General features: G+C 58.8%; 17 protein-coding genes and 1 tRNA gene. 3 read left to right on the top strand and 15 right to left on the bottom strand.

Features of this window, described 5'->3' with window-relative positions; all coding sequences use genetic code 11:
- Window positions 1–105 precede the first annotated feature (105 nt).
- The 3 genes from G6L97_RS00405 (at window position 106) to G6L97_RS00395 (ending at window position 4,531) form a co-directional block, all read left to right on the top strand.
- On the top strand, window positions 106–1,818 hold the full coding sequence (locus tag G6L97_RS00405; protein ID WP_003514883.1) for a long-chain fatty acid--CoA ligase: 1,713 nt from the start codon (window positions 106–108) through the stop codon (window positions 1,816–1,818).
- Window positions 1,819–1,945: 127 nt separating this feature from the next.
- The gene (pgi, locus tag G6L97_RS00400; protein WP_019564395.1) at window positions 1,946–3,571 is read left to right on the top strand and encodes a glucose-6-phosphate isomerase; all 1,626 of its coding nucleotides are present in this window, start codon (window positions 1,946–1,948) and stop codon (window positions 3,569–3,571) included.
- A 90-nt stretch (window positions 3,572–3,661) separates the two neighbouring features.
- Complete coding sequence (locus G6L97_RS00395) at window positions 3,662–4,531, top strand: ornithine carbamoyltransferase (protein WP_174002590.1); 870 nt, start codon at window positions 3,662–3,664, stop codon at window positions 4,529–4,531.
- Between the two features lie 16 nt (window positions 4,532–4,547).
- Here the strand turns inward: G6L97_RS00395 and G6L97_RS00390 are convergent, their stop codons facing one another.
- The 15 genes from G6L97_RS00390 to G6L97_RS00320 form a co-directional block, all read right to left on the bottom strand.
- The gene (locus G6L97_RS00390; RefSeq protein WP_111782837.1) at window positions 4,548–5,276 is read right to left on the bottom strand and encodes an esterase family protein; all 729 of its coding nucleotides are present in this window, start codon (window positions 5,274–5,276) and stop codon (window positions 4,548–4,550) included.
- A complete protein-coding gene (locus G6L97_RS00385) occupies window positions 5,273–6,238 on the bottom strand; it encodes an acetylxylan esterase (protein ID WP_065661600.1) in 966 nt (321 codons plus the stop codon). Before G6L97_RS00385 ends, G6L97_RS00390 begins: the two co-directional genes overlap by 4 nt.
- 124 nt (window positions 6,239–6,362) lie before the next feature.
- Window positions 6,363–7,289, bottom strand: coding sequence for a carbohydrate kinase family protein (locus G6L97_RS00380; RefSeq protein ID WP_003514875.1), 927 nt, complete (start codon window positions 7,287–7,289; stop codon window positions 6,363–6,365).
- A 97-nt stretch (window positions 7,290–7,386) separates the two neighbouring features.
- Window positions 7,387–8,085 (bottom strand): orotate phosphoribosyltransferase, encoded by a 699-nt coding sequence (locus G6L97_RS00375; RefSeq protein WP_003514873.1) that lies wholly within the window; start codon window positions 8,083–8,085, stop codon window positions 7,387–7,389.
- A 65-nt stretch (window positions 8,086–8,150) separates the two neighbouring features.
- Window positions 8,151–9,188 carry a dihydroorotase gene (gene pyrC / locus G6L97_RS00370; RefSeq protein WP_111782838.1) on the bottom strand — a complete coding sequence of 346 codons (1,038 nt, stop codon included), beginning with the start codon at window positions 9,186–9,188 and terminating at the stop codon, window positions 8,151–8,153.
- A 113-nt stretch (window positions 9,189–9,301) separates the two neighbouring features.
- The gene (locus G6L97_RS00365) at window positions 9,302–10,339 is read right to left on the bottom strand and encodes a 4-hydroxyproline epimerase (protein ID WP_111782839.1); all 1,038 of its coding nucleotides are present in this window, start codon (window positions 10,337–10,339) and stop codon (window positions 9,302–9,304) included.
- 128 nt (window positions 10,340–10,467) lie between these two features.
- The gene (locus G6L97_RS00360; protein ID WP_013635402.1) at window positions 10,468–11,790 is read right to left on the bottom strand and encodes an alpha/beta hydrolase; all 1,323 of its coding nucleotides are present in this window, start codon (window positions 11,788–11,790) and stop codon (window positions 10,468–10,470) included.
- 189 nt (window positions 11,791–11,979) lie between these two features.
- On the bottom strand, window positions 11,980–13,476 hold the full coding sequence (locus G6L97_RS00355; RefSeq protein ID WP_174002589.1) for an acetyl-CoA hydrolase/transferase family protein: 1,497 nt from the start codon (window positions 13,474–13,476) through the stop codon (window positions 11,980–11,982).
- Window positions 13,477–13,753: 277 nt separating this feature from the next.
- Window positions 13,754–14,554, bottom strand: a complete 801-nt coding sequence (locus tag G6L97_RS00350; RefSeq protein WP_025592294.1) for a phosphodiesterase — start codon at window positions 14,552–14,554, stop codon at window positions 13,754–13,756.
- Window positions 14,555–14,619: 65 nt separating this feature from the next.
- Window positions 14,620–15,912, bottom strand: coding sequence for an ABC transporter substrate-binding protein (locus tag G6L97_RS00345; protein ID WP_025592292.1), 1,293 nt, complete (start codon window positions 15,910–15,912; stop codon window positions 14,620–14,622).
- 42 nt (window positions 15,913–15,954) lie between these two features.
- On the bottom strand, window positions 15,955–16,776 hold the full coding sequence (locus tag G6L97_RS00340; protein ID WP_111782841.1) for a carbohydrate ABC transporter permease: 822 nt from the start codon (window positions 16,774–16,776) through the stop codon (window positions 15,955–15,957).
- Window positions 16,776–17,702 carry a carbohydrate ABC transporter permease gene (locus tag G6L97_RS00335; RefSeq protein ID WP_111782842.1) on the bottom strand — a complete coding sequence of 309 codons (927 nt, stop codon included), beginning with the start codon at window positions 17,700–17,702 and terminating at the stop codon, window positions 16,776–16,778. The genes G6L97_RS00340 and G6L97_RS00335 overlap by 1 nt, the downstream gene beginning before the upstream one ends.
- A complete protein-coding gene (locus G6L97_RS00330; RefSeq protein ID WP_162686713.1) occupies window positions 17,699–18,844 on the bottom strand; it encodes an ABC transporter ATP-binding protein in 1,146 nt (381 codons plus the stop codon). Before G6L97_RS00330 ends, G6L97_RS00335 begins: the two co-directional genes overlap by 4 nt.
- Before the next feature lie 217 nt (window positions 18,845–19,061).
- Window positions 19,062–19,874 carry a class I SAM-dependent methyltransferase gene (locus G6L97_RS00325; RefSeq protein WP_111782843.1) on the bottom strand — a complete coding sequence of 271 codons (813 nt, stop codon included), beginning with the start codon at window positions 19,872–19,874 and terminating at the stop codon, window positions 19,062–19,064.
- A 174-nt stretch (window positions 19,875–20,048) separates the two neighbouring features.
- A tRNA-Arg gene (locus G6L97_RS00320) sits at window positions 20,049–20,125 on the bottom strand.
- Window positions 20,126–20,298 lie beyond the last annotated feature (173 nt).

Raw genomic sequence — 20,298 nt, 5'->3', positions numbered from 1 at the left:
CGTTACGCCGGTTGATTGGGGGTCTCATGATGATCAGGCAGCTTATAGCGCCTTTCATGCGTTCCATCGAACGCACGGCGCGACACAGACTCTGGGAGGAGAAGCATGAGTGAATTGTCCCTGGGACATCCGGAAAATGTCAGCGCAGAGAAGCGCTGGCTGGCATCCTACCCGCCGGGCGTACCTTCCGAAATCCCCGCATCTGCCAATACCTCCCTTGTCGAACTTCTCGAAAAGAGCTGCGCGAAATTTGCCGACAGGAAGGCCTTTTCCAGCATGGGAAAGTCCCTGACCTACCGGGATCTGGATATTGAAACCCGCGCGGTGGCCGCCTGGCTGCAATCCAGAGGGCTGGAAAAAGGCGACCGGGTTGCCGTGATGATGCCGAATATCCTGCAGAACCCCGTCGCCGTATACGGAATTTTGCGGGCAGGCATGATCGTGGTCAACGTCAATCCGCTCTATACGCCGCGCGAGCTGGAACACCAGCTGAAGGATTCCGGCTCAAAAGCGCTTTTCGTACTGGAGAATTTCGCCCATGTGGCGCAGCAGGCGGTGCCGAAAACCGCGGTCAGACATGTTGTCGTTGCAGCCATGGGTGATCTCCTCGGCCTCAAGGGACATATCGTCAATCTTGTGGTTCGCAAGGTGAAGAAACTGGTGCCGGCCTACGCTATTCCCGGCTCCATCAGCTTCAAGGCCGTGTTGAAGGAAGGTCAGGGTTTTTCCCTGAAGGCGGTCCGCCTCCTGCCGCAGGATATCGCATTCCTGCAATATACCGGCGGAACGACGGGCATTTCCAAAGGTGCGATCCTCACCCACGCCAATCTTCTGGCCAACAAGGCCCAGATAAGCCTGTGGCTGGATGCCGCTTTCACCCAACGCAAGGACCGTCCAGAAGTCCTCAACTTCATCTGCGCGCTACCCCTGTGCCACATATTTGCGCTGACAGTGAATTCGCTGATGGGCATCGCGCTTGGCGGCCATAACCTGCTGATCGCCAATCCGCGCGATATTCCCGGCTTCGTGAAAGAGTTGTCGCATTATCGACCGCATATTTTTCCGGGCATCAATACGCTGTTCAACGCGCTGATGAACAATGAGGATTTCCGCAAGCTCGATCTGTCCTCGCTCATTCTCGTTCTCGGCGGCGGCATGGCGGTGCAGAGGCCGGTGGCCGAGCGTTGGCTTTCCATGGTCGGTTGCCCGATCGCCGAAGGTTACGGGCTATCGGAAACATCGCCCGTTGCCACCGTTAACAGACTCGATGCCACGGAATTCAGCGGCACCATCGGCCTGCCAATTTCCTCTACGGAAATCGACATTCGCGACGAGGAAGGCAAAAGCCTGCCGACCGGCGAGGTCGGCGAGATCTGCATTCGCGGGCCGCAGGTCATGGCCGGTTACTGGCAGAGGCCGGATGAAACCGCGAAAGCAATGACCGAAGACGGCTTCTTCCGTTCAGGCGACATGGGCTTCATGGACGAGCGCGGCTACACCAAGATCGTCGACCGCAAGAAGGACATGATCCTCGTTTCCGGTTTCAACGTCTATCCGAACGAGATCGAGGAAGTGGCCGCCAGCCATCCCGGCGTGCTGGAATGCGCGGCCATCGGGGTTCCCGACGAACATTCCGGCGAGACCGTCAAGCTTTTCGTCGTCAAGAAGGATCAGTCGCTGACGGAAGCAGAACTCAAGGCCTTCTGCGCCAAAAGCCTGACAAACTACAAACGGCCGAAAATCATCGAGTTCCGAACGGAGCTGCCGAAATCGAACGTCGGCAAGATCTTGCGGCGTGAGTTGCGCAATCTGAACTGAAGGACGAGAGCCGGGTAACCGGCTCTTTTCTTTTCTCCCAGTCCATTTCTTTTACCGAAGTCGCCTTGATTTGGTCGCCTGAAAAAGAATAGTTTCCTCATCCTTCCAGGAAGCCGAGGAGCACGAGATGCAGGCCACCATCGAAAAACTGAAAGCAACGGCAAGCAGCACAGCCGCAACCGATCTGCGCGCTGCTTTTGCGGCCGACGACAAACGATTCAGCCGTTTCAGCGCCAAATTCGATGACCTGCTGATGGACTATTCCAAATGCGCTGTTAATGACGAAATCGTCACGCTTCTCGAACAGCTGGCGCGCGACGGTGGCGTCGAGGCAAAGCGCGAGGAGATGTTCTCCGGCAAGGCGATCAATTTCACCGAAGATCGTGCCGTGTTGCACACCGCACTGCGCAATCGCTCCAACACGCCGGTTCTCGTTGACGGCAAGGATGTGATGCCGGATGTGAACGCCGTTCTTACCGCCATGGGCAAGTTTGCCGACGCCATTCGCTCCGGTTCCCTGAAAGGTGCGACCGGCAAGAAGATCACCGACATCATCAATATCGGTATCGGCGGCTCCGATCTCGGCCCCGTCATGGCGACGCTGGCGCTTGCGCCTTTCCATGATGGTACGCGTGCGCATTTCGTCTCCAATATTGATGGCGCGCATATTGCCGACACGCTGAAGCTCGTTGATCCCGAGACCTCGCTCTTCATCGTCGCCTCCAAAACCTTCACCACAATCGAAACGATGACGAATGCCGCGACCGCGCGCCGTTTCATTGCCGAAAAGCTGGGTGAAGAGGCTGTGAAGCACCATTTCGCCGCCGTTTCGACAGCATTGGAAAAGGTTGCCGCCTTCGGCATCGAGAGCGATCGCATCTTCGGTTTCTGGGACTGGGTTGGCGGACGTTATTCGATCTGGTCGGCTATCGGCCTGCCGCTGATGATCGCCATCGGGCCGGAGAATTTCGGAAAGTTTCTGGATGGCGCGCATGCCATGGACAAGCATTTCCGCGAGGCACCGATCCGTGAAAACCTACCGATGCTGCTCGGTCTCATCGGATTTTATCACCGCAACGTGCTAAACTATTCCACACGGGCGATCCTGCCCTATGACCAGCGCCTGTCGCGTTTCCCTGCCTATCTGCAGCAACTCGACATGGAATCGAACGGCAAGGGCGTGACGATCGACGGGACACCTGTCGAAGGCCAGTCCGGCCCGGTCGTCTGGGGCGAACCCGGCACCAACGGCCAGCACGCCTTCTACCAGCTCATCCACCAGGGCACGAGCGTCATTCCGGCGGAATTCATGATCGCCGCCAACGGTTTCGAACCGGAACTGCGCCATCAGCACCAGCTTCTCATCGCCAATTGCCTGGCGCAGTCGGAAGCCCTGATGAAGGGCCGCACGCTGGCCGAAGCGAAAGCCCAGCTCACCTCCAAGGGCATGGAAGACAGCCAAGCCGATTTCATCGCGCCGCACCGCGTTTTCACCGGCAACCGCCCGTCCATTACCTTCGTCTACGACAAGCTGACGCCATTTGCGCTTGGCCGTCTGATCGCGCTCTACGAACACCGCGTCTTCGTGGAAGGCGTGCTGTTCCGCATCAACTCCTTCGACCAGTGGGGTGTGGAGCTTGGCAAGGAACTGGCAACCGGCCTGCTTCCCGTCGTTGAAGGCAAGGAAAGTGCAGCCGGCCATGACAGCTCGACACAGGGTCTGGTGAAAGCGCTGTCGGGACTGGCGGGGTAAAATCCTTGCTCCCTTGATAATTACGAAAGCCGGAAGGAAACTTCCGGCTTTTTCAATTCAGCATCGATGGAACGCCGATTGGAGGCACATATGGCACTGCGGCAAGGCAAGGATTTTCTGGCGTTTCATGACCTGCCTGAAGATGCGGTGCTGTCGATCATAGACCGTGCAGGCAGTCTGGCGCAGGACTGGTCAAAGGGCACGATGGCACAGCTGCTCAAGGGAAAACGCATCGGGCTGATCGTCGACGACACCGGTTGGCGCAACACCGCTGCCTTCGATCTCGGCATTCAGGCCATGGGCGGTATTTGTGTCACCGTCCCGATCAGCTTTAATGGTCGCGAAGAAATTGCCGACCTGGCGGGCTATCTCGACAACTGGTTCGATCTAGTCATTATCCGCACGAAAGAACTCTCGACCCTCCGGGCGCTTGCGGGCGAAATGCGCGCACCCGTCATCAACGCGCGGACCAAGTCCAATCATCCCTGCGAGACGCTTGGCGATCTTGCCCACATCAAAAGCTTGAGAGGCCGGGTCGACGGTCTCAAGATCGTCGGCGTCGCGCCGGATGCCAATATTTTGCGCTCGTGGGTCGAGGCCTCGATTTCCCTGCCAATTCAGGTCGCACAAGTTTACCCCGAACAATGGCACGTCACCGATGCTGCGCTCATCAACCCGAATTTCCGGGCCAGCTCTGATATGGCGGAGTTGCTCGACGCGGATGTGGTCATTACCGATTCCTGGCCCGCCGGTTCGGATCATATCCTGATCGACTACCGCATATCCGCATCCCTTCTCGACAGGATGCAGCCCGAGGTGATCTTTTTACCCTGCCCACCGGTCGCCCGTGGTCAGGAAGTGACGGCAGATGCAATGACCCATCCGGCCTGTCAAAGCCGGCCCGCAAAGGCATTTCTTCTGCACGCGCAGAATGCTCTGATGGAATTTCTCCTCGCCTGAGACGGCGCCGGTCGCCTCAGATATACAGCGCCGCCATCTTGCGCCAGGGGCCTGCCCGATGGGCACGTCCCTCCCAGACATGCAACTGATGCCCTATCTGCTTGTCGTTAAGAACCCGGCTCAGGTGATGATTGTTGTCCAAAAACGGATCGGCATCGCCGATGGTGAAAACCATGTCGATGCGGCGGAGGTTTTCAAGCCGCCAGCCGCAGGCGAGGTCCGGCAGAAAGTGGCTCGGCATGTGGAAATAGACATCGTCATCGTAGTAACCGTCGAACAGATCGCCGAAGGTTTCCACCTTCATCGTCAGATCGTAGCGGCCGGAAAAGGCGACGAGCTTGCGGAAAAGATGTGGGTGACGAAAGACGAGGCTGGCGGCCTGGAACGCGCCGAGACTGCAGCCCTGCACGATGGTATCGCCATGCGGGTTTTTCTCAGCCATCAGCGGCAGCACTTCATTGAGAATATAATCTTCGAAGGCGGCATGGCGGCGAATGCGCTCGGACGGGTGATTATGGGCCGCATAAAAGGTCTCTTTGGCCAGCCCCTCGATACAATAGAGCTGAAGATGACCGGCCTCCACTTTATCGGCCAGACTGTCGACAAGGCCAATTTCCTCATATTCGAAGAAGCGCCCGTCGCGTGTGGGAAACATCAGCACCTTGGCGCCAGAATGACCGAATATCAACAGCTCCATATCACGATGAAGCCTTTGACTATACCAGCGGAGATATTCGCGTTTCATGGCACCTTGAAAAACTGTCTGACCTTGTCCCTGTGGACCGCATCTTGGGATGCACTGTCAGCGTATTCGAAATGTCCCGCGTCTAGGATGAAGATTTCATTAAATTTTGAGAACGGCAGGGCATTGGCAACCGCAAACTGGCACGGCGGCGCCACCGCCGGATCGAACAGGGCGGGCGCGACCAGCATCGGCACTTTTATGCGGGAAGCCGCAGAAGCGGCATCGAACAGACGCAGCATTTCCAGCACATTGGCATGGGTCTTCTGATAGGTCTGGACCGCATCCGCGCTGCCGACGGTCGGCAGCGTCAGCCAGAACGGCCGGTGTCCGAATGTCGGTACGACCAGATGGCCCCGGTCAATGCGCGCATCATATGGTATCGCCAAAGCCCCAATCCCGCCCCCGAAGCTGATGCCGCTGTAGCCCACCTGCCCCTCCAGCCATGGATAGAGCGTGACGAGCGTGGAGACGGCGATCCACAGATCATCGACACAGCCACCGATGATGTAGTCGTCTTTTCTGTCGATGTTGTAGAGGACATGAAGGGCCGGGTCAGACGAAATCGGCGGACAGGCGCTTAGCGAAAGCCCGCGAAAACAGGGAAACAGCACGGCCGTTTCTTCAACCGGCACATCGAAATCGGGCTCTCCCCGCCCGCCATAACCATGGCCGACAACAAGTCCGCGCCGCACCTGTCCTTTGCGCGGCAGAAGCATCCATCCACCGATGCGGAAGCCGCCGGTGGATGTGTATGAGATATCGAGAACATGCCAGCGGGGATGGCTGAGTTTGCTCTTGCGCAGCACCGGTCGCGGATCCGTGGCCAGCGCGCGGCGATAACGCTTCTTCCAGAAATCATCAAAGCCCGGCGGCGCCTCAGGCGGGATAATGGCCAGCAACTGCTCGCGCCGCATGCCATAGGTCGGGTCGAAATCGAAAGGATGGGTTGTTGGAACGCTCATGCGATGCTTGTTTCGTGAAAGACCGGCCGACACAAGCTTCTTGATATCCAAATATCGGTTTTTTACGACCCTGGCCCAGGCAGGAGTGGTGAACCGCCTTTTCAAAACGGTTCAACCATATCCTTTACAATCCGATTTCATGCGCGAAGGGCGGATTTGCGCCAGCTCGCGAGACGGTCACCGCAGCAGCCTTTGCGCCGAGCGCCAAAGCCTTTCTGATTTGCTCTTCCGTCAGCGAAGCGACCTGCGCCTTCGTCAGAAGCCCCTGCATTTTCAGCGAGGCGAGAATGCCGGCGTCGAAGGTGTCGCCCGCGCCGACGGTGTCGACGACCTCCACCCGCTCGGAAGCCACTTCCACCTTGAAATTGGCGGTGTAACCGACCGCACCCTTGGCGCCACGGGTCACGACGACCAGTTTCGCGCCGTGATGCAGCCAGTGGCGAGCGAGCGTGTCCTCGTCACCTTCCAGACCGAACCACTCGAGGTCTTCGTCGGAGAATTTCACGATATCAGACATGGCAGCCATACGGCGGATGCGGGCCATATGCGACTGCTTGTCCTTGATGAAACCGGGGCGGATATTCGGATCGAGGGAGATGACTCGGCTTTGATGCTCGCGCACCATCAGCGCCTCATAGGTGCTGCCGCAGGGTTCCGGAATGAGGCTGATCGCGCCGAAATGCAGCGCCTCGCAATCGGCGCCCAAGGCCGGAAGCTCGGCCTCGGTGATCATCCGGCCGGCGGTGTTTTCGTCATAAAAGGCGTAGGTGGCATGGCCATCGACGAGCTTGACGAAGGCGATGGTGGTCGGCCGCGAAAGTGTTGCGCAATAGCTGAAATCCACGTTACTCGCCCGCAGGGTTGTCCGCAGGATATCGCCCATCATGTCATCGGAAAGACCCGTGAAGAACGCGGACGGGACACCGAGACGCCCGAGCGCAATGGCCGTGTTGAAGACCGCTCCGCCTGCATAGGGGGCAAAACCCGCCTCACCCAGCGTCGTCTGCCGGGGCAGCATGTCAATCAGGGCTTCACCACAACACAGGATCATTACGGTCCTCCTCAAACAGCAAATCAAATGGACTTAAATCGATTTAGACGAAGATCGATCGGAAGGCCAGCCACAAGCTGGCTGGCCGCATCCGAAATTAAGATTGCGGCAATTCGCTGACGCCGCCGCGCTTTGCAGACCAAGGCAGCGGGTTATCGAGGAAGGCCTCGACCTCCGACAGGGTCTTTTCGTCGAACAGCTTTTCAGCCCGGGCAACAGCCAGAACATCGCGCCAGGTCGTGAGATAATGCAGCTTGACATTGCCATTGGCGAAGCGCGCTTCGGCCTGTTCGAAAATGCCGTAATAGAAGAGCGCAATACCGTGATCGACAATGCCGCCTGCCGCGCGGATGGCGTCGATGAAGGTGAACATCGAGCCGCCAGCCGTCGTCAGGTCCTCAATGACGAGCACGCGGGCGCCTTCCGGCATATGGCCTTCGATCTGGGCGTTGCGGCCATGGCCCTTTGGCTTCTTGCGGCAATAGATCATCGGCAGGCCAAGACGCTCAGCAAGGAAAGCCGCGAAGGGAATGCCCGCCGTTTCACCGCCCGCGACACAGTCGAATTTCTCGAAACCGGCCTCGCGCATCACCGCCGCTGCCGCAAAATCCATCGCCGCCGAGCGAATACGCGGGAAGGAAATGAGCTTGCGCATGTCGATATAAACAGGGCTCTTCATGCCCGACGCGAAGGTGTACGGGCTTTCCGAATTGAAGTGGACTGCCTTGATTTCCCACAACATCTTCGCAACCAGTTCTGCAACGACAGTGCGGTCAGTGAATGTGAAATGGTTCATAGGCGTTCTCCTTTTTCGGCCTTCATAACAAAACCGCCGGCAGTGCCGGCGGTCATTAAAAAAAATCAGCTCACGTCCCAATGAAGCGGGAACATCGGATCAAATACGGTCACCGGCCCGGCGCCCGTCTCGATCTTGGCGGGAAACGACACCGGCTCATCGCGCTTCACCAGCGTGATCGTCTCCTCATTTGGCGCCAACCCGTACCAGGCTGGGCCGTTGAGGGAAGCGAAGGCTTCCAGCTTGTCGAGAGCGTTTTCCTGCTCGAAGACATGCGCAAGACAGCTCATGGTGTTGATCGAGGTATAGATGCCGGCGCAGCCGCAGGCGCATTCCTTCAGCGGATCGACATGCGGGGCGGAATCGGTGCCGAGGAAGAAGCGGGCATCACCCGAAATCGCGGCCGCACGGAGTGCCAAGCGGTGCTCCTCGCGCTTTGCGACGGGCAGGCAGTAATAATGCGGCTTGATACCGCCGACCAGAATGGCGTTGCGGTTGATGATGAGATGGTGAGTGGTGATGGAACCGGCGAGATTGGCCTTGGACGACTTGATGTAGTCCACGCCATCGCGGGTGGTAATGTGCTCCATCGTCACCTTGAGCTCAGGCAGGCGCTGGCGCAGCGGCTCCAGAATCGTGTCGATGAAGGCTTTCTCGCGGTCGAAAATATCGACCTCCGGCGTCGTCACCTCGCCATGCACGCAAAGCGGCAGGCCGATCTTCGCCATGCGTTCCAGAACCGGCATCGCCTTGTTGAAATCGCGGACGCCGCCGTGGGAATTGGTGGTCGCGCCGGCCGGATAGAGCTTCACGGCGGTGATAAGACCGCTTTTCTTGCCCTCTTCCACGTCGTCGGCCTGCGTGTCCTCGGTGAGATAAAGCGTCATCAGCGGCTCGAAACGGTCGCCCGCCGGAATGGCCTTGACGATGCGTTCGCGATAGGCGCGGGCATCGGCGCAGGTGACCACCGGTGGCACCAGGTTCGGCATGATGATTGCGCGGGCGAAATGGCGGCTCGTATCCCCGATCACGCCTTCCAGCATGGCGCCATCGCGCAGATGCAGATGCCAGTCATCAGGGCGGCGAAGGGTGAGCGACTTCATCGGGATACCTCGGAGCATGACGGAATTGGCGCCCGCTTAGCATCTTTCGTCACAGGAAAACAGCCGCCGAGAGGCATCGGGCGGCTGTAAATGTCATTTTTTTGAAGCGAGCCTCAGATGCCGCCCGCTTCGGGACCCCACACATCCGTCATGGCAAAGCCGTCCGCAAAGGGATCGAAGGGGTCAAGGCCGACCTGGTGCAGCCCGAAGGTGAAACCGCGCCCGGCAATGGTGGGAATGACCGCCGGACGACCTGCCACTTCGGTGACGGCGGAAAGGCCGACATCGAATTCCGAACCGATGATCGAACGGGATTTGTATTCGTCTCCCACCTTCACCTTGCCGCGCGCATAAAGCGTGGCGAGATTGGCGGAATTGCCGGTACCGCAGGGCGAGCGATCCGCCCGGCCAGGCCACATGGTGGTGCAGGTGCGGATGGAACCATCGGCATCCACATCGCGGAACATCACATAGGCCACGCCTGATATGGCGGGGATTTCGGGATGCACGACCGTCATTTCACTGTTGACGAGGTCCTTGAGGATCATGCCCGCAGCAACCAGTTTCGCTGCATTGGACTTTTCGATGGTCAGGCCGATCTGACGCACATCGACCAGCGCGTAAAAGATGCCGCCATAGGAAATATCCATCGTCACCTTGCCCCATTCGGGCGTGTCGATGGTCACATCCAGCTCATGCACGAAGGACGGCACCATGGTCAGCTTGACCTTTTCGCAGCGCCCGTCGCGGCAGGTGGCGGTGGCCTTGACCAGACCGGCGGCCGTTTCCAGAATGACGACCGTTTCCGGTTCCTGCATCTCCACCATGCCGCTTTCCAGAAGTGCTGTCGTCGCGCAGATGGAATTGGAGCCGGAACTGGCATGCGCCTGATCCGGCTGGAGAATGACGAAGGCTGTATGGGCATCCGGGTGCTTCGGCGGCAGCAAAAGATTGACTGACCCCATGGGCGTGCCACGCGGCTCCAGCGTCAGAAAGCGGCGCAGGGCTTCCCCTTTTGGATCGGTATTCATCCAGTTAAGCTGCTCGGCCACGGTGTTGCCGGGAATTTTCGGCGCGCCGCCGGTGACGACACGGCCGATTTCGCCTTCGCAATGAACATCGAGAAGCTGCAGGGTGCGTTTCCAACGCATGGGATCTTACTCCGGAAGTTGAGCTGTTGACCCGACCATATAGGTAAAAATACAAGCTGTATACAAATCTGCGCGAGCTGGATGGCGAAAATCGCTTATGGTTTTCGCCATACACTTCTCATCGTGATCTAGCGATTGCGGCACTCCGCCCGGTTACGATTGGCGGCGGCGTCGCAATTCACTCTCGAAGACTGAACTGCCTGATCGTCCACCACGGAGCCGGCCGTATCACCAACCGATCCGACGGTGTTTTCAACAGAGCGGCCGAGCCTCTCCACCTGCCTGCCGTAATTTTCACGCGTGCGCGGATCGAACACCGCAATGGGCGCGCTGACCACGACGCTTGCCGCCGTTCCGACAGTTTGCGCGGCACCGATGCTGACCGCGCCCAGCGCCTCCCCCAGACCGACATCGGAATCCGTCACAGTCTGGCCGGCAATGAGGCGGTCGCCGATCAAGCGCACGACTTCAGGGCTTTCTGCAAATTTGCCGTGGTTCAACCGGTCACCGGATTGCAGCTTGGTCAGATCAAGAACAGTGATGCCAGCCTTTTCCAGCTGGCTGCGATAGGGTTCGACGGAAGGGTCGATCTGGCCCAGACGGTCGACATTGCCGGAAATGCGGCGTGACAGGCTGAGCGCACGGTCATCCTGCGAGACGAACAGGGTGAATTTCGGCGGCGCCTTGCCGAAGCTGGCGAACTGCCGGCTGAACACGTCCACATCGAGATCTGGTGCTGCCAGAATGACATTGCTGATCTTCGGATCGACGCGGCCGTTGCGGATGGCCATCTGGCGCAGCGCCTCCACGGCAAGCCAGGTGCCCATGGAATGCGCCATGACCGTGACCTCGCCGATCGACTTGTCCTTTGCCAGACGGGTCAGCATTTCCTCAAGCGCATCGCGCGAGTAATTGGTGCTTTCCTTGTCGTAATTATAGTCGAAAATACTCGCCCGTGACGGCCATGTGAAAACCACAGGCACGACATCCGAGCCGGAATCATAGACGATCTGCGCAAAGCGATAGACCGATTCCTCGTAACGATTGTTGAAACCGTGCACGAAGACCAGAACGCGGCGGTCCTTATGGATATGTTTGCTGATCCAGCTTTTCGTCTCCGCTTCGGAACGAACAGGCTCAACCGCCACCGTGGTAAAATCCTTCAGAGGGTTAGGCGGCAGCTTCTTCGGCCACTGCACCTGCCCGACCTTGCGGTTGGCCTTGGGCGGAATGGAGATGGTGACGGCATCGACCTTCAAGCCGGTTCCGCGTTCGCCGCCGAAAAGCACGGCTGCATTGTCCGAGGGCGCTCGCGTGGTGGCGACCAGGAGATTGACGGGCGTGGTTCCCGCCACGGTCTGCCCTGTTGGCGTCATGACCCCGATGGGACGCCCCCCGCAGCCAGCGAGCAGCGCAACAATCGCGATTATGGCTACGAAGCGGATGGGCATCACATCATTCTCCTGCAACCCAAAGGCAGCCGGATAGCGGCCATAGGACAGGAATTTCTACCGGAGGCGGAACTGCCGCGCCAGCAACCATCGCGCAAGCGCGGAGATTTCCGCGCCGGTGTGTCCAAACAGACCCAATTTTCCCGCCTTGCGGAGCCGGGAGACGTGATTGTAACGTGCAGGCGAGTTCTATCGCTGCGGCAGCATCGTGCCCCTTTCGCGAAGTGCATTGTGCCAGGACAGCGCCTCTTCAATGAGGTGCGGCGTATGTCCGCCGCGTGCCACCGCTCGCTGGAAATAGTCCGTCAGGGCATCGCGATAGTGGGGGTGCACGCAATTTGCGATAATGACCGCAGCGCGCTCACGCGGAGCAAGGCCGCGCAGATCGGCCAGCCCGATTTCCGTGACCAGAATATCCACATCATGTTCGGTATGGTCGACATGGCTGACCATCGGCACGACGCTGGAGATTGCGCCGCCCTTGGCAATCGACTTGGTGACGAAGATGGACATATAGGCGTTGCGGGCAAAATCCCCCGAGCCGCCAATGCCGTTCATCATGTGAGTGCCACCGACATGAGTGGAATTGACGTTCCCGCAAATATCGAACTCCAGCGCGGTGTTGATGCCGATAATGCCGAGGCGGCGGATGACCTCCGGATGATTGCTGACCTCCTGCGGACGCAGGATCAGCCTGCTCTTGTAATCGGCCAGTCGCGGCATGACCCGTTCGTTCATGGCAGAGGAGAGCGTGATCGATGAACCGGAGGCGAAAGTCAGCTTGCCCGCGTCGAAAAGCTCGAAGGTCGAATCCTGCAGAACTTCCGAATACATTTTGAGATCGTGAAACGGCGTATCGATGAAACCGTGCATGACGGCATTGGCGATGGTGCCGATACCGGCCTGCAACGGCTGGAGTTCGTAGGTCATGCGGCCATGACGGACCTCATTCAGCAGGAATTCGGTGAGATGGCCGGCAATCGCCTTGGTCTCGTCATCAGGCGGCAGCACCGTCGAAAAACTGTCGCTCTTGGCGCTCAGGACGATTGCGGCGATTTTTTCCGGCGGCACCGGAATGAACGGCAGACCGACGCGGCTGTCCGTTGCCACCACCGGAATGGGCATGCGGGTCGGGCGTTTTGCGGGGATGAAAATATCATGCAACCCCTCGAGAACGTCGGGTTGCGACAGGTTGATCTCAACGATGACCTTTTCGGCCAGAATGGCAAAGCTCGCCGAATTACCGACGGATGTGGTGGGCACGATACCGCCGTCCGCCGTAATCGCCACCGCCTCGATGATGGCCACATCCACACCGTGGATCTGGCCGCCGCGCAATTGCTCGACCGTTTCAGAAAGGTGCTGGTCGATGAACATCACCTTGCCGTCATTGATCGCCTTGCGCAAAGCGGGGTCGGACTGAAACGGCATACGGCGCGCCAGCATGCCCGCCTCCACCATGGTCTTGTCGAGATCATTGCCAAGCGATGCACCGGTCATCAGGGTGATCTTCATCGGGTGCGTCTTCGCACGCTCGGCCAGCGCCAGCGGTACCGCCTTTGCTTCGCCGGCCCGCGTAAAGCCGCTCATGCCCACCGTCATGCCATCCTGAATGAGGCCGGCAGCCTCTTCGGCGCTGACGATCCTGTTCAAGAGGGACGCGTTGCGGATACGCTTTTCAAGCATGCACTTCTCCATGATCTGCATTCCAGATGGCGCGTCACGTGGCTGGCCACCTCACCAGTGACTATGGCGCGGAGTTTCAACGATGAAACTGACATAGATCAAGGGTGTGAACGGGACCATGGCTTTGATCCATCAAATCTGATCGACAGACCGCAAGTGGCGCATCGGCGCGACAGGCTGCAGGGCCATCGCAGCATCGCAGCCGACCGCAACCGCTGATGAGGCGTATGGATCGCCTCATTCCATACCGGAGGGTTGCCTCAGCTATTGCCCGCAATCAGGGGCCTTCGCATGCGGAGGCCTGACCCAGCACGACCTGCCCTACTTCTACATCATAGGCACGCATGCCGAATGTACCGAGGCTGATCACCCGGTAACAGGGGTTGCCGCCGGTCCACAGGGGATCGACAACCTCGATATCGGTGATGAAGCGATGCGCGCAGGCCTGGCCGGAACTATAGGCGATGCCTTCGGCGCTGGTGCCCGCCATCGGAACGTGGATATGGCCAAAAACAATATGGCGCACGCCGGCCGGATGTCTGCCTAGACGCTGCATAACCGCGCCGTCATCATGCATGCCGATGTTTTCGAAATGCCGGATACCGCAATCCATTGGCGGGTGGTGAACGAAAACCGTCACGGGAAGGTCGCCAGCGCCTTCAAGCGCCTTGTCCAGCCATGTCAGGCGATCCGCACCGTACATGCCGCCGATGACATCGGCCTCGTGGCTGTCGAGAAACAGCAGCCGGCCGAATTCGGTATCGATAAAGGACTGGATATAGCCGTTTTCATCCCGTGGCTGTTCGGGAAAGGCCGCCACGAATTCCGGACGGCGGTCGTGATTGCCGAGCATCAGCCGCACGGGCAAGGACACGGACGCCAAAATGTCGCGAAGGAGTTCATAGGCCTCCGGCTCGCCGTAATTGCAAAGATCGCCCGTCATCACCAGAAGGTCGGCGTCTGCGTGTTTTTCGACGATATCTGATATCGCCGCGCGCAACTGCTTCTCGGGATCCACGCCGTTTATCGCGATGCCTGGCGGTAAAAGATGGGTGTCTGTAATCTGGATGATCTTCATTGTCGGTCTCTCTGCATAAAATGGCTGCGGGAATGTGGTTCCCGCAGCCTTTTCGATGGTATCGCTTACTTCAGCAGGGCGTTGGTCTGCTCGACGATCTGCTTGAGACCAGCTTCCGGCGACACTTCACCGCGCATGACGGTGCCGATGATATCGCGCTGGGTGCGCCAGATGCGGACGGAATCGCCACCGGGATAACCGGCCCACGGCAGAGAACGATCAGCCTGCAGCGAAGCTGTCTTCACATTCGGGTTCTCGGCGTAATAAGGAGCCAGGAAGTCAGCGCCGGTTGCCAGCTTGTTGGTCGGCAGGTAGCCGGTGATGCGCACGATGGTGTTCTGCGCCTCGGGGCCGGTGATCCACTTCAGGTACTTCCAGGCAGCATCCTGCTTGGCTTTTTCCTGCGTCAGTATAACGGCAGAGTTGCCGCCGGTCGGCACGCCGCCCTTTTCCTTGTTGTCGAGCGGGAAGGTTGCCGTCTTCAGTTTGAAGCGATCGCCAACCAGACCCTGGATTGTCTGAACGTGAGCGGGCGTCGAGAAGATGAAGCCGGTAAGGCCTGCACCGAACTGCTGGCGCGACTGGTCCCAGTCGAGCAGGTTCTGGCCACCTTCGGTGACGAACTGGCGGGTCATCTTCAGGGCGTTGAGGCCGATCTCGTTGTCGAACGCAACGGTCTTGGTCTTTTCGTCAACGAGCTTGCCGCCCTGTTCGAAAACAAGCGCCTGCCACAACCAGTCATCCGGCCAGCCATTGATGTCGTAGCTCATACCCGCAAACTTCGGGTCGAGTGCCTTGATCTTCTTGGCGAGAGCGATCAGCTCCGGGAAGGTCGTCGGCATCTTGTCCGGGTCGCCGCCAGCCTTGGTGACGAGGTCGGAGTTGATGTAGATGATCGGCGAGGAAGCGTTGACCGGCAGGCCGTACTGCTTGCCGTCGATCTGGCCGAGAGCTGCCATCTTCGGGCTGTAGTTCTTGTCGAGGAAGGCCTGACCGCCTTCAGCCTGGATGAAGGGGCTAAGATCTGTGATCTGGTTGCGCGGTGCGAGCGTGTGCACCAGTTCCGCCGTCAGGTTGTAACCCGAGAAATAAACATCGGGCAGATTGCCGGTGACGGCGGAGCGCAAGACCTGCTGCTGGCCTTCATTGTAGCCTGCGGCCGGAGCGAGGAAGTTGATCTTCACATCCGGGTTCTTCTTCATGAATTCATCGGCCAGCGGCTGATGGAATTTCGTGAAACCCGGCAGGTTGTAGAGAACGTTCAGCGTGATTTCGTTGGCAAGAACCGGCGTTGCGAGGCCTGCAAAGGCCACGCCGAGTGCCAGACCGCCCATCAGAGCGCGTCGGTTGATTTTCATGTCATTCTCCAAAATGGGTTGGGAGGAGGAGTTCGAACGACGTCACTTGACGCCGGTCATGGTAATACCGGCGATGAAATGCCGCCGTGCGAGGAGGAAGCACAGCACCATTGGCGCGGTAATCAGTGTTGCGCCCGCCATCAGGGCACCGTAATTGGCGCCGGATTCGACATCCGCAAAAAGCATCATGCCGAGCGGCGGCGGGGCGAGATTGGTGTCGGAGACCACGATCATCGGCCAATAAAGGTCGTTCCAGTGGGCGACGAGCGAGAAGATCGAGAAAGCCGCGAGCGAAGGCAGCGAGCCGCGCAGCACCAGTCCCCAACAAATCTCCATTTCCGAAAAACCATCCATGCGGGCCGCTTCGATGATTTCATCCGGGTAGCTGCGGAAGGACTGGTTGAACAGGAAGATGGCGAAGACCGACAGGAAGAACGGCATCATCATCGCGAAATAGGTGTTCAGCAGTTCCGTCTTCGCCAGACCGACGAAAAGCGGCAGGGCAAGTGCCTGAATTGGCACGCAGAGTGCCGCGATGATGAGACCCAGCAGCAGCTTGCGACCCGGAAACCTGAGCTTCGCCAGCGCATAGGCCGCCGGCACCGATGTCAGGACCTGCACGGCGAGGATGCCGACGCAGACGATGACGCCGTTCAGCATGAAACGTGCCATCGGCACCTGGCTCGCTGCGCGGGTATAGTTTTCGACGGCATCGAATTTCGCCGGGATCGGCCAGAGCGAGACGTCGAATATTTCCGCAGGCGAGCGGATCGACGTCAACATCATCCAGTAGAACGGCAGGAGCATCACGAAAGCGCCGAGTGCCAGCACGAGATGCGGGAAGTATTTGCGGAGCGCGGCCATCAGTAGTGCACCTTCCGGTCCATATGCAGCGTCTGGCCGATCGAGAGGATCAACACGATAGCGAGGAAGATCACCGTCAGCGCAGCGGCATAACCGGTGTTGGAATATTCGAACCCTTCAAGATAGAGATCGAAAAGCAGGGTTTCGGAACCGAAGCGGCCCTTGGTCAGCACGGCAACCGTCTCAAACACCTTGAAGGCCGAGATCGAGGTGGTGACCACCACGAACATCGTCGTCGGCCCCAGCATTGGCCAAGTCACCGTCAGGAACCGGTCGATCGGGTTTTTCGCGCCGTCCAGTCTCGATGCCTCGTGCAGATCCTTCGAAATGGCGGTGAGGCCGGCGAGGAACAGCACCATGTTGAAGCCCAGAACCTGCCAGACACCCATCAGCGCCATGGTGGGAATGAGCAGGACCGGGTTGGAGAGGAACGCGACGGGCTCGAAGCCGAACCACTTGATCGCCGCATTCACCGGGCCAAGCGAAGGATGCAGCAGAAATTGCCACACGGTCGCCATGGCGACGAGCGTTGCGGTGACGGGCAGGAAATAAGCGACTTCCCAGAAGGCACGGCTGCGCTTGCGATTATAAACGAGCAAAGCCACGCCGAGCGCCAGGAAAACGCCGAAGGGAATGACGATGACCGCATAAATGGCCGTATTCGCCAGCGCGCGCAGGAAGACCGGGTCATGGAAAGCCTTCACGAAATTGTCGAGACCCACAAAGCGGGTGGAGAGTGCGCCGAGCTTGTAATCTGTGAGGGAAAAACCGGCCAGAACGAATATGGGAACGATATAGATCGCCAAAAGCAGCAGACTTGCCGGTGCCGCGAACATCAGGCCACGCCAGATCATCCGCCGGTCCGCCTTCGAGAGGCGCGGGCGAGGCTTTGCGCGCGTGGCCGAGGAAAAATCAACCGCCGTCATGCCGGCACCATTTCACGCACCGTCGTCTTGCGACGCAGGCCGTCTGCGGCAAAAAGATGCACGCGCTCCGGCGCAAAGCCGAGGTTCATCACGCCGTTCTCATCGGCGCCCAACACCTCGCCTGCGGCCTGACGCAGGGTAATGGCGACTGTCTCGTCGCTCAGAAGACGGCAGTTCACGAAACGGTCCGCGCCATGGGTTTCGCTGCGGGTCACCCGCACCGCGAAGCCTTCGGCACCCGGGCGCAGATCCTCGGCGCGAAGGCCAAGCGTCGCCGGGCCGGCATCACGACCAGAGGCCTCGACGCCAAGATCGCGGCCGAAAGCCGTGACCTTACCTTCAGCATGGATTTCCACCGGCAGCAGGTTGATCGACGGCGTGCCAATGAAGCGCGCAACCGTCAGTGTCGCCGGTTTCCGGTAAAGCTCGTCCGGCGTGCCCAGTTGCTCGATACGACCTTCCGACATCAGCGCTATGCGGTCCGACATTGTCATCGCTTCGATCTGGTCATGGGTGACGTAGATAAACGTCGCGCCCAACCGCCGGTGGAGCCCGGCAAGCTCCTCGCGCATGTGGGCGCGAAGCTTTGCATCTAGGTTGGAGAGTGGTTCGTCCATGAGGAATGCGGCAGGCGAGCGCACCAGTGCCCGGGCCAGAGCCACGCGCTGGCGCTGGCCGCCTGAAAGCTGGGCCGGCTTGCGGTCCAGCAGATGCGCGATCTGCAGAGTCTCGGCCGCCTGTTCGACGGCAGCATCGATCTGGCGCAAAGTTTCGGCAGGCGCCGCAAATCTTCCGATCAGTGGCAAGCGTGCAGCAAGCGGCAGACGTCGCATCCGAAGCGGCGTCGCAATGTTCTGGCGCACGCTCATATGCGGATAAAGCGCGTAGGATTGAAACACCATCGCCAGATTGCGGTCACTTGGATCGATCTCCGTCACATCCTGACCGCCGATCGTGACCGAACCGCGATCCGGCGTTTCCAGCCCCGCGATGATGCGCAGCAGCGTTGACTTGCCGCAGCCGGACATGCCGACGAGGGACAAAAATTCTCCGGGACGGATGGAAAGATCGATCTCTTTCAGAACATCGTCAGCTCCAAAGCCTTTTCCGATACCCGAAAGTTCAAGTGATTGTGGCGTCATTCTGCGCTCCTTTTCTGGAGCGCATATGCTTATATTGTATGACAATATGACGAAGGTTTGCAGAAAGTTCCGTGACACTGAAAAGCCCGGCAATCCCGGCTCATCGCCATGCCTTGCGATGCCGACCTTCACAAAAAACCGCTAATATCAGGGGGCAGTTCGACTATCCGAGCTCGACGCTTGTTCACCGGCCCTGCGAGCCTCGCGGGCCCGGTTTCTAAACGGCTGCAAGAATCACATGAGCCTGAATTTTGGTGACGACTTCGTCGCTGCCATAGCGCGCTTCAATGGCGGATGCGGCGCAGTCCGTCGCGGCTTCAAGTTTTCCCGGCGCTCTGGCTTCGATTTCGGTCCGGAGAACGGTTCCCTGACAATAGGCGACGGCAGGAATGCGTGGTGACGATGCACGGCTTTGCGCCGCTATCGTCTCGATCACCACCCGAGAGAAGCCGGCACTTTCCAGCTCACCACGAATCAATGTCGTATCGTGGTAGCCGTGCGGGGTGCGGAGCATGAAGCGCGGCGGATCGTCGGGAAACAGGCTTGCGAGGGCGTTCGTCACCTCATTCGCGAGATGATTCTCCTCGATGCGGTCCCATACGTTGAATAAATAATGGCCGCCGGGCTTCAGCACCCTCTTCGCTTCGCGATAGGCAGACGGGCGGTCGGGAAAAAACATCGCACCGAACTGGCAGATAACGAGATCGAAAGCAGCATTTTCGAACGGCAGCGCCTGAGCGTCGGCTTGGCGCCACTGTATGCGATTGTTGGGCACCTGGCGCGACGCCGCAAAGTCGAGCATCGGCTGGTTGAGGTCTGTCACGACATAGTTTGCCGCGGGCGGTAATCCTGGTGCCAGTTCACGCGTGACAACCCCGGTACCTGCGGCGATTTCCAGAACATTGATTGGCGTCAACGCCGCCGCCCGCCGTGCCAGATCGCGGGCGAATGGCTCGAAAATCAACGGCACCATATAGCGGTCGTAGTTTTCCGGGATAGAGCCGGAAAAAACCTTGTCCGTTTCCAACATGGCTTTCACCCTGCGGTCAGCTGATGACCCCGGAACTTTAGCACATATAAGGAAAATTCGGAATCTGTTCGGCCACGTGGGTTTTACGTATATGCCAACGGTGCCGATATTCTATCGGCATGACTAAAAGCCTTGAGTAAAGGCCGTATCATAGTATTTTTGTGGGAAGAGAAATGGCGCACCCGAAGAGATTCGAACTCCTGACCCCCAGATTCGTAGTCTGGTGCTCTATCCAGCTGAGCTACGGGTGCGTGCCGTTCCGGTCATTTCCGGTGGCGTGGCGATCCTCTAAAACGTCCTCATTCCGATTGCAAGCGATTTCGTTTCGAAATTGTCATTTTTCCGCAGCAATTCATGTATCTTATTGATTATACTAGAAATTCCATCAAGGGCTTTTTTGAGTGGCCATATGGGGCGCATATTC

The sequence above is a fragment of the Agrobacterium tumefaciens genome (assembly GCF_013318015.2).
Classification (GTDB): domain Bacteria; phylum Pseudomonadota; class Alphaproteobacteria; order Rhizobiales; family Rhizobiaceae; genus Agrobacterium; species Agrobacterium tumefaciens.
The sequence above is the reverse complement of the archived record's forward strand: the minus strand, read 5'-3'. Positions and strand labels throughout refer to the sequence as shown.